Here is a 5,821-nt window from a genome sequence, read left to right on the forward strand (position 1 = left end):
GACGATGTGCGCGACCTCGTAGGCGAAGCCCGGGTCGTAGTGCACCGCCGCCGGGTTGCTGGAGGCGAGCAGCGGCGAGTGACCGTCGGCGTGCTGCAGACCCTCACCGGTCAGCGTCGTCCGGCCGGCGGTCGCGCCGATCAGGAAGCCGCGGCCGAGCTGGTCGCCGAACGCCCAGAGCGAGTCACCGGTCCGCTGGAACCCGAACATCGAGTAGAAGATGTAGAACGGGATCATCGGCTCGCCGTGGGTCGCGTACGCCGTACCGGCGGCGATCATCGAGCCCATCGCGCCGGCCTCGCTGATGCCCTCGTGCAGCAGCTGACCCTGCTCGGACTCCTTGTACGACAGCAGCAGGTTGCGGTCGACCGCCTCGTACTGCTGGCCGTGCGGCGAGTAGATCTTCGCCGTCGGGAACATCGAGTCCATCCCGAACGTGCGGTACTCGTCCGGGGCGATCGGGACGATCCGGGAACCGATCTCCGGGTCCTTCATCAGGTCGCGGAACAGCCGCACCAGCGCCATCGTGGTCGCCACGGGCGCGTTGCTGCCCTTGCCGAGCGGCTTGTAGACGTCGTCACCAGGAAGCTTGAGCGAGGTCTTCGGCGTCACCCGGCGCTCGGGCAGCGAACCGCCGAGCTGCTTGCGCCGCTCCATCATGTACTGGTGCTCCGGCGAGTCGGTGCCGGGGTGGAAGTACGGCGGGTTGTACGCGTCCTCGAGGTCCTTGTCGTCGATCGGCAGGTAGAGCCGGTCGCGGAACGCCTTCAGGTCGTCCGAGGTCAGCTTCTTCATCTGGTGGGTCGCGTTCCGGCCCTCCAGCGCCTCGATCGTCCAGCCCTTGATGGTCTGCGCCAGGATCACCGTCGGCTGGCCGACGTGCTCGGTCGCGCTCTTGAACGCGGCGTACACCTTGCGGTAGTCGTGACCGCCGCGCGGCAGCTTGCGCAGATCCTCGTCGGACAGGTTGCGGACCATCGCCTGCAGCCGCTGGTCACCGCCGAAGAAGTTGTTCCGGATGTACTCGCCGGACTCGACGGAGTACGTCTGGAACTGTCCGTCCGGGGTGGTGTTCATCTTGTGCACCAGTACGCCGTCGTGGTCCTGAGCCAGCAGGTTGTCCCACTCCCGGCCCCAGATCACCTTGATCACGTTCCAGCCGGCGCCGCGGAAGTACGCCTCCAGCTCCTGGATCACCTTGCCGTTGCCGCGGACCGGGCCGTCCAGCTGCTGCAGGTTGCAGTTGATCACGAAGGTGAGGTTGTCCAGCTCCTCGCGGGCGGCCAGGCCGATCGCGCCGAGCGACTCCGGCTCACCCATCTCACCGTCGCCGAGGAACGCCCAGACGTGCTGCTGGCTGGTGTCCTTGATGCCGCGGTGGTGAAGGTACCGGTTGAAGCGCGCCTGGTAGATCGAGTTCAGCGCCGCCAGCCCCATCGAGACGGTCGGGAACTCCCAGAAGTCCGGCATCAACCGAGGGTGCGGGTACGACGACAGTCCGTTGTGCGGACCGCGGGAGACCTCCTGGCGGAAGCCGTCCAGCTGGTCGGCGGACAGCCGGCCCTCGAGGAACGCGCGGGCGTACATGCCGGGGGAGGCGTGGCCCTGGATGAAGACCTGGTCACCGCCGCCCGGGTGGTCCTTGCCGCGGAAGAAGTGGTTGAAACCGACCTCGTACAGGCTGGCCGCGGACTGGTAGGTGGCGATGTGGCCGCCGACCTCGAGCCCCTTGCGGTTCGCCTTGCTGACCATCACCGCGGCGTTCCACCGGATGAAGGCGCGGATCCGCCGTTCGATGTGCTCGTCGCCGGGGAACCACGGCTCGCGCTCGGGCGGGATCGAGTTGATGTAGTCGGTGCTCCGCAGGGCTGGCACCCCGACCTGTCGCTCCCGGGCTCGCTCGATCAGCTTGAGCATCAGGTAGCGCGCTCGCGCCTTGCCCCGTTCGTCCAGGACCGCGTCGAGCGACTCGACCCACTCCCGTGTCTCGTCGGGGTCGATGTCGGGGAGCTGGGTGGGCATCCCCTCGGTGATGATGGCTGGTGGTTCGTGTCCGGAAGCCACGGTGTCCTGCCGTTCTCTCTGGTTGCTCTTCACCGCAATCCTGTCACCTGTTCGGAATGCGTTCTACTTTGCCTTCCACAGCGGCCCGATTCCGGTCGGCTGAGCGTGCTCCCACCGGACACGCACCGGACCGGGCACGCGGATACCGGACACGTCACGGAACCCTCGTGCATACTTGCGCGACGCGGTAGGCCACGATGGACTATCGCTACTGACGCCTACCCCCGGGCAAGCGGGGACCACGGAGGAGGACACGTGAGCGCGACCGCGGACCACGCGGACGGCAAGAGCGGCGTGCCGAACACGGCGACCCGGCTCGGCCTGGAGGCCGGCTGGATCGTGCAGGAGATCGGGTACGACGACGACTGCGACGACGATCTCCGCGACGCGATCCGGGAGATCACCGGCGAGGAGTTCGTCGACGCGGACACCGACGAGGTCGTGGACGTCGTCCTGCTCTGGTTCCGGGAGGACGACGGAGACCTGGTCGACGCCTTTTTCGACATCCTGACCGATCTGAAGGCCGGCGGCGTGGTGTGGCTGCTGACCCCGAAGGTCGGCCGCGACGGGTACGTCGACGCCAGCGACATCGCCGAGGCGGCCCCGACGGCCGGACTGGCGACCACGAGCAGCCTGACCGTGTCCGACGACTGGTCGGCCACCAAGCTGGTGGTGCCCAAGTCGGCGCGCGGCCGGGGCTGACCGTGCGGTGACCCCTGCCGTCGGCAGCCGGGCACCGGACTTCACCGCCCGGAACCAGCACGGCGAACCGGTCCGGCTGGCCGACCACCGCGGCCGCCGGGACGTCGTCCTGGTGTTCTACCCGTACGCCTTCAGCGGGGTGTGCACGAGGGAGCTGACCACGCTTCGCGACCGGCCCGACCTGCTGGCGGCGGCGGAGTTCCTGGCGATCTCGTGCGACCCGATGTTCACCCTGCGGGCGTACGCCGACGCGCAGGAACTGGAGTTCGGCCTGCTCAGCGACTTCTGGCCGCACGGGGCGATCGCGTCGTCGTACGGCGTCTTCGACCCCGACCGCGGCTGCGCGCTCCGGGGGACGTTCGTGATCGACCGGGACGGCCTGGTCCGGTGGTCGGTCGTCAACCCCGTCCCGGAGGCCCGCGACCCGGACGACTACGCCGCCGCCCTGGCCGGTCTGGGTCACGATCTCGGGTAGACTGCGCCGGTCGTTCCATCAGGGCGAATAGCTCAGCGGTAGAGCGCTTCCCTTACAAGGAAGATGTCGGGGGTTCGATCCCCTCTTCGCCCACTATCGAGGTGGCGCGGTCTGCGCGCAGACAGCGCGCGCCGGCCTCGCTCGTGATCTTTTCCAGAGGTGCAACCTCCGGCTCTCGGCCGGCGGGCTCCGCCTCCGGCCTCGTGCCGTGGCGGGCGTTCACTCGCCCGTGACCGTCGGTGGCCCTGGCTGTCCTCCGGTCTCGGGGATGTTGCGAGGCCGTATCGGAACGTCTTCGCGCTCGTTGTCCAGGATGCAGCGGGCGGGGGAATTCTTAACCGTCGGCTGCCGGGATCGGACTCCTCCAGGGTGGGTCGCGGCTGGTAGGGTTCACGGCTGTCGGTCGGCACGATGACGCACCGGGAACACTCGGTCACGGCATCGTTCCGGCAGGCGGAAACGGGGCTTTCTGTCGGTGAGAGCGAGACGGGTCTGCCCTGAGCCCGGCTCCGTCCAGTTGGGAGGCGCGTGTCCGTGGGTCGCCAACTCGCCGGCGCCACCGTTGTCCCGGTGACGTCCCGGCCCGTGCCCCCGCGTGACGCCGTACCCGCCCTCCCGCTGGTGGTGGCATCGGCGTGGTGAGGAGCAGTGTGGACCGGCCGGCGATCAGCACCGGGCCGGCCCTGATGATCCCGGCCGGGTATCCCCGCGACCTCCCGAGCGCGCTGCTGCGCGCCGCCCGCGACTTCGGCGGTGCCGGCGTGGTCGAGATCGGCCCGGACGGCCGGGAGACCAAGCTCGACTTCCCGACCCTGCTCGAACTGGCCGCCCGGATCCTCGCCGGCCTGCGCGCGAACGGCGTACGCCCGGGAGATCCCGCGGTCGTCCACGTCACCGAGCCGGTCGGCTTCTTCGCCTCGTTCTGGGCCTGCACGCTCGGCGGCATCCGCCCGCTGCTGATGGCTCCGAGCCCCGGTGGCGACCGGACCGAGGAAGGCCGCGAGCGGCTCCGCAAGGTCACCGACCTGCTCGGCTGGACGGTGCTCGTCGGCCGCCCGTCCGACCTCCCGAACGACCTCGGCCTCCCGGTCCTCGACCCGGACGCGCTCGCCGGGCACGAGCCCGTCTCGGAGTTCCACCGCCCGGCCGCGGACGACGTCGCCGTACTGATGATGTCGTCCGGGACCAGCACCGGTACGCCGAAGATCGTTCAACTGACCCACCGCGGCCTGGTCGAGTTCGCCGCCGGTACGCCCGCCATGCTGCCGGTCCGGCCGGGACAGACCACGCTGAACTGGCTGCCGCTGGACCGCAGCGGCGCGTTCCTGCTGTACCACCTGTTGCCCGTCTTCACCGGCTGCACGAACATCCACGTGAACACCCGCTGGGTGCTGGACAACCCGTTGCGCTGGCTGGACCTGATGGACCAGCACCGGGTGAACCACTCCTGGTCGCCGAACTTCGGGTACCGGCTCGCCACGCAGGCCATCGCGGGCGAGCCCGACCGGCACTGGGACCTGTCCGCGCTGCGCAGCCTGGTCAGCGGTGGCGAGCAGATCACCGTGCCGGTGATGTCGGAGTTCCTCCGGCTGACGAACCGCTTCGGCGTCGTACCCGAGACGTTCGTCGCGGCCTGGGGAATGACCGAGACCGTCACCGGGATCACGTTCGCGCGGCCCGGGCTGACGCCCAACGTCCATCGCGTCCGCATCCCGCCGACCGGGACCGTCGAGTGGGTCGACCAGCGGCCGTCGACCGGCAAGGTCGCGGTCGCCCGCCCCGGCAAGCCGCGGGCCGAGGCGCCCGGCGTGCTCAGCCTGGTCTCGGTCGGCGCGCCCGCGCCGGGGACGACCGTGCGGATCGTCGCGCCGAACGGCGCGGTCCTGCCGGAGGGCCGGATCGGGCAGTTGCAGGTCGCGTCCGCGCGGGTGACGCCCGGCTACCTCGGCAACCTCGAGGCGGACCGGGCCGCGTTCCCGGTCGGCAACTGGGCCGCCCGCAAGTGGCTCGCGACCGGCGACCAGGGCTTCATCACCGGCGGGCAGGTCGTCATCACCGGCCGGGACAGCGAACGCATCATCATGTCCGGCAACCTGTACTACGCCCACGACATCGAGGCCGTCGCGTCGTCCGTCGTCGGCGCCGAGCACGGCCTGGTCGCGGCCTGCGGCGTCGCGGACCCGGAGATTGGCACCGACCGGCTCGTCGTCTTCTACGCGCTCACGCCGGAGTCGATCCCCGGCATGGACCAGGCGATCCGCAGCCTGATGCAGGGCCGGCTCGGGTTGCAGGCCGAGGTCGTCGGCGTACCGCGCCGCGACTTCCCGACCACCCCCGGCGGCAAGATCCTCCGCCCCCTTCTCCGCCAGCGCTGGCTCGACGGCACTCTCACCACCACGGCCACCCCGTCCGTCGAACCGGCCGGCGCCAACTCCCACTCCGGCCCCGCCGGCGAAGGCCCGCACGCCACCACGTCCGACACCCTGGTGAGCGTCGACGAGGAATCAGGCGAACGCACCACCGAGCTCCCGGTGGTCCGGCTCGCCTGGAAGCAATCTCTCCAGCAGTCGATCCCCACCC

General features: G+C 70.1%; 4 protein-coding genes and 1 tRNA gene. 4 read left to right on the top strand and 1 reads right to left on the bottom strand.

All coding sequences use genetic code 11. The features are described 5' to 3' along the window. The coding region (gene aceE / locus E1218_RS34730; protein WP_233712674.1) for a pyruvate dehydrogenase (acetyl-transferring), homodimeric type at nt 1–2,022 on the bottom strand (2,022 nt) is incomplete at its 3' end. A gap of 297 nt (nt 2,023–2,319) precedes the next feature. Between aceE and E1218_RS34735 the strand changes: the two genes are divergently transcribed. The 4 genes from E1218_RS34735 to E1218_RS34750 form a co-directional block, all read left to right on the top strand. Next, nucleotides 2,320–2,766, top strand: coding sequence for a DUF3052 domain-containing protein (locus E1218_RS34735; protein WP_132327281.1), 447 nt, complete (start codon nt 2,320–2,322; stop codon nt 2,764–2,766). Between the two features lie 7 nt (nt 2,767–2,773). After that, nucleotides 2,774–3,241: a peroxiredoxin gene (locus tag E1218_RS34740; protein ID WP_132327282.1), complete on the top strand. Its 468-nt coding sequence runs from the start codon at nt 2,774–2,776 to the stop codon at nt 3,239–3,241. 21 nt (nt 3,242–3,262) lie between these two features. Further along, nucleotides 3,263–3,334, top strand: a tRNA-Val gene (locus tag E1218_RS34745). Between the two features lie 545 nt (nt 3,335–3,879). Next, a partial coding sequence (locus E1218_RS34750; protein WP_165949555.1) for an AMP-binding protein occupies nt 3,880–5,821 on the top strand: 1,942 nt, incomplete at its 3' end.

Origin of the sequence: Kribbella turkmenica (assembly GCF_004348725.1) — a bacterium.
GTDB classification, from domain to species: Bacteria; Actinomycetota; Actinomycetes; order Propionibacteriales; family Kribbellaceae; genus Kribbella; species Kribbella turkmenica.